Raw genomic sequence first — 3,082 nt, 5'->3', positions numbered from 1 at the left:
CGGCGCGGGCGGCGCCGCTCTCGCCATCACCGTCTGCAGCCTCGTCACCACCGTGGCCGCCGTCGACCGTGGTTGCGCGGACCGAGGCCAGCACGACGGGCACGCGCCGCGCCCACGGGTTCGCCGCCCAGACCCGGGCCGCGAGGGCGTCCGCAGCGTCGATCGAGCCGGCAGACTCCTCTGCGCCCGGTGGTCCGAGCGAGCCGGTGCTCTCGACGAGGACCGGCTCGTCGACGAACGTCGCTCGACGGACGGCGCGGCCCGGATAGCGGGCCAGCGTCCCGCCCAGGACCGAGCCCACGACGCGGCTGGTCGGCAGCACCTGGCCACCCGCGGCGAAGTCGAGCAGTTGCACCGTCTCGCCGCACGACTCCCCACGTAGCCACGTCCGTTGTTGCTGGAGCCGGCCGTCGTCGGTGCGGTGCGCCCCGAGCACCGTCCAGCGGTCGGTGACCGAGTCCGCCTCTCGCACGGCCTCGCTCGGCACCGCCCAGCCGATGAAGGCGCGCAGGTCGCCCAGCTCCGCGGCATCGAGCGCAGCTCGCCTGGCCCAGGCGCGGGTCGCGGCCCACCACCGCCCCATCGCAGTGAGCAGGTGGACCGGCCAGTCGGGCCGCCCGCTGACGTCGGAGGCCATGGTCCGGATCTGGTCGGCGAGCCCGGGCAGCTGGGCGTCGACGAGCCGGGCCGCCGTCGTGTCCCACCAGGAGTAGGGCTGCGCTCGGGCTGAGGCCGTGCCGTTGCGGGCCAGGTCCTCGAGCCAGAGCGCGAAGTCCGCCATGCCGGCGCTCATCAGCGCGAGCCGCTCCTCCAGTCGCCGGGCCTGCGCCGCGGGGTCGGGAGGCTTGTCGGCTCGGGCGGCGCGTTCCGCCCGTTGCCCCTCGGCCCGGGCGGCCCGCTCAGCGCTCCACTCCTGCGCGAAGCCGGCGGGGTGGTCGGTCTGCGCGACCGACCCGCCGCCCTCGACCCAGAGCAGAAGCAGGGCCACGGCGTGCTTGCAGGGAAACTTCCGACTCGGGCACGAGCAGCGGAACGCCGGCCCGGTGAGGTCGACGCTGACCTGGTAGGGCGTCTTGCCCGAGCCCTGGCACCTGCCCCAGACGAGGGTGTCGCTGGCGCCGGCCTCCGACCACGGGCCCGGGCGGGCCAGCTTGCGGGCAGCCGCCAGCGATGCGGCATCCGGGGCCAGAGCGGCCACCTGCTGTGCGGTCCACCGAGACATGACGGGCACATCATCGCCCAGGGAGCCGACACTGGGAACCAAAATCGGGCATTACCGGACAATCCCTCCCAAGTCAAACCCACGATGTCCAGGGCGGCCTCGACATGCCCCGTTTCAGTTCGGCAACCGGCCCTCTCTGGTGGCACGCTATGGCCCGACGGGCACCGCTGTCCGTCCCGACAAGGAGGAACAATGAGTGAGGCGCCCGCCGTGGCCAAAGTGAGCTTCGGGAACATCGCGTTCGACTGCAAGGAGCCGGTGGAGCTCGCGCGCTTCTACGCGGGCCTGCTCGGTGGCGAGGTCGACGCAGACCCGGAGGGCGACTGGGTGTCGCTGCACTGGGACGGGCCCGACCTCGCCTTCCAGCACGCGCCGGACCACCGGCCGCCGAGCTGGCAGGACGGTGAGCTGCAGGCCCACATCGACTTCCTCGTTGAGGACATCCAGTCGGCGCACGCGCGCGTCGTCGAGCTGGGCGGTCGTGCCCTCGACCCGACCAGCGACCCGAAGCCGGGGGAGGAGCGGGGCTTCCGCGTCTATGCCGATCCCGCCGGCCACCTGTTCTGCCTGTGCCGACCCAGCCCCGACGCCTGGCGCTGAGCGAGCGGCAGCGCGCCCGCGCGCCGCGTCAGCCTTGGTAGCCCTCGACCACGCCGGGCGGCCGCACCTGCGCCTCGTCGGGGTTCTCGTCGAACTCCCGCTTCGCTCGGCGCTGACGCAGCAGGTCCCAGCACTGGTCGAGCTCCACCTCGATCTGTCCGAGGCGGCCCTGCTCCTCGTCCCCTCCGATCGAGCCGGACTCGCGAGAGGCGCGCAGCCGGTGCTCCTCGTCGATGAGGTGCCTGATGTGCTCCTGGATCGAGGCGTCGTCAGCCATCTCGTCACTATGGCACGGATCCACGAGGTGGACCCGACGGGCAGCCGCCTCAGCGCGCGTTCTCGTCGGGCTGGTGGATGCCGAAGGTGTTGCCCTCCGTGTCGAGGTAGTAGCCCTGCCACGCCATCCCGGTCAGCGCCGTCTTCGGCAGGGCCACCGTCCCGCCGGCGGCAAGGATGCGCTTCTCGGCCGCGTCGTAGTCGTCCACGAGCATCGTGCAGACGTAGCCGTTGACGCCTTGTTCGGGCGCGGGTGCGGGGGCCGGTCGACGCAGCAGCCCGCCATCGATGCCGGGCTGGTCCGAGGGGCCGGTGTGGATGCCCCAGTACGGTGAGCCGGTCACCTGGCCCCAGTCCTCGAAGGTCCAGCCGAAGGCATCGGTGTAGAACTTCCTGGCCCGGTCCAGGTCGTCGGCCTGGATCTCGAAGTGGGCGACGCGTGACATGGGTCCTCCTGTCCGTTCCTTCTCTGTGGGCTCGGCGACGCCTCAGCGCCGCTCGGTCGCCCCGTCGAGGACGTCGGGCAGTCGTGGGTGCCCGGTGTCCAGCCGGCGAGCAACGATCTCGATGACGTTGAGCTCCTGCCCGGCGACGCTGACCACCGGCTGGCCGTTGGGCCGGACCGACCAGTGGGCCTCGGGCACGGCGTCGACCACGACGCAGCCGAGGTAGGGGCCGACCTCGTTGCCGACCATCGGTCCGATCTCGCGGTCGTCCCGCCAGCCGTCCAGGAGTGAGTCGACCTCGGCCACTCCTGCTCTGTCGTGCCGAAGGGCACGTCCGTCGGCGGCGAGCCAGCTGGCGAGCCGCTCGTGCCGGTGGAGCAGTTCCGCGAGGTTCTGCGGCTCGTCGAAGCCGCTCGGCCCGAAGACGGCCATCCCGCGAGCCCGCTCGGATCGACGGCCCGGTCGCCAGAACCTCGTCGGCGTCATGGCCCCAGTGTGCCCGCCGGAGGCCCGCCGCGGGCCCGTTCGGCCTCTCCCT

Annotated in this window: 5 protein-coding genes; 1 reads left to right on the top strand and 4 read right to left on the bottom strand. The window is 72.6% G+C overall.

Annotated features, from left to right (window positions below):
* A partial coding sequence (locus N864_RS20740) for an SWIM zinc finger family protein (RefSeq protein ID WP_051518884.1) occupies positions 1–1,222 on the bottom strand: 1,222 nt, incomplete at its 3' end.
* A 192-nt stretch (positions 1,223–1,414) separates the two neighbouring features.
* On the opposite strand from N864_RS20740, the gene N864_RS20735 reads away from it, so the two are divergent.
* Positions 1,415–1,822 (top strand): VOC family protein, encoded by a 408-nt coding sequence (locus tag N864_RS20735; protein WP_051518883.1) that lies wholly within the window; start codon positions 1,415–1,417, stop codon positions 1,820–1,822.
* A gap of 28 nt (positions 1,823–1,850) precedes the next feature.
* Here the strand turns inward: N864_RS20735 and N864_RS20730 are convergent, their stop codons facing one another.
* Genes N864_RS20730 through N864_RS20720 form a run of 3 tightly spaced genes read right to left on the bottom strand, consistent with a single transcriptional unit; the run spans position 1,851 to position 3,030 of the window.
* Positions 1,851–2,099: a DUF2630 family protein gene (locus N864_RS20730; protein WP_034721846.1), complete on the bottom strand. Its 249-nt coding sequence runs from the start codon at positions 2,097–2,099 to the stop codon at positions 1,851–1,853.
* 49 nt (positions 2,100–2,148) lie between these two features.
* Positions 2,149–2,544 (bottom strand): VOC family protein, encoded by a 396-nt coding sequence (locus N864_RS20725; RefSeq protein WP_034721845.1) that lies wholly within the window; start codon positions 2,542–2,544, stop codon positions 2,149–2,151.
* 42 nt (positions 2,545–2,586) lie between these two features.
* Positions 2,587–3,030 (bottom strand): DUF6278 family protein, encoded by a 444-nt coding sequence (locus N864_RS20720; protein ID WP_155893042.1) that lies wholly within the window; start codon positions 3,028–3,030, stop codon positions 2,587–2,589.
* Positions 3,031–3,082 lie beyond the last annotated feature (52 nt).

Source organism: Intrasporangium chromatireducens Q5-1 (genome assembly GCF_000576575.1).
GTDB classification, from domain to species: Bacteria; Actinomycetota; Actinomycetes; order Actinomycetales; family Dermatophilaceae; genus Intrasporangium_A; species Intrasporangium_A chromatireducens.
This window is presented reverse-complemented; position numbering and strand designations above follow the sequence as displayed.